The following is a 548-nucleotide window of genomic DNA, read 5'->3' as shown; positions in this document are numbered from 1 at the left end:
CAACCAAACCGGTTCGAACCGCAAGGTGGCGATGGGTGTGGTGCACCTGATTGAGCTGGCGCAGCTGAAGATGGACTCGGTCCTGGATGAGCAAGCAGTCAGCGTCAGAAACTGATAGAGCCCAACCGCTAGATGAACGGGAAGCAAGGCTCCCCGTTCAATTTGGCTCGGCGGAGCCACCCGCGCCTTTGCCTATAACGCCTATGGCAAACTCTCCAGCGAGCGCGACGAACTGGGTCGGCTGACCCGCTACGGTTCGGCGATGATGGCAGCGAGCTGAAAACCGCCTACCAACGCGACGCCGCTGGCCGCCTGCTAGTCAAGACGCTGAGCGATGGTGAGAAGATTCACTACCACTACGACGCGCTGGGCCGCCTGGTCAATGTCGATGACGGTCACTGGCCGCTGGCGTATGAGTACGACCTGCAGGACCGCCTGACCACCGAGCACCAAGGTTGGGCCACCCTGCACTACCGCTACGACGCGCTCGGCCAGCTCAGCCATGCGCGCCTGCCCGACGGCAGCACTCTGGACTATCGCCACCTGGC

At 62.6% G+C, this 548-nt stretch carries 1 protein-coding gene and 1 pseudogene; both read left to right on the top strand.

Features of this window, described 5'->3' with window-relative positions; all coding sequences use genetic code 11:
- A partial coding sequence (locus tag M5B99_RS30380) for a DUF6124 family protein (RefSeq protein ID WP_412548770.1) occupies nucleotides 1-115 on the top strand: 115 nt, incomplete at its 5' end.
- 54 nt (nucleotides 116-169) lie between these two features.
- Nucleotides 170-548: pseudogene (locus tag M5B99_RS29745) on the top strand (hypothetical protein); the annotation flags it as partial.

It is taken from the genome of Pseudomonas sp. MWU13-2100 (assembly GCF_023242365.1).
Classification (GTDB): domain Bacteria; phylum Pseudomonadota; class Gammaproteobacteria; order Pseudomonadales; family Pseudomonadaceae; genus Aquipseudomonas.
This window is presented reverse-complemented; position numbering and strand designations above follow the sequence as displayed.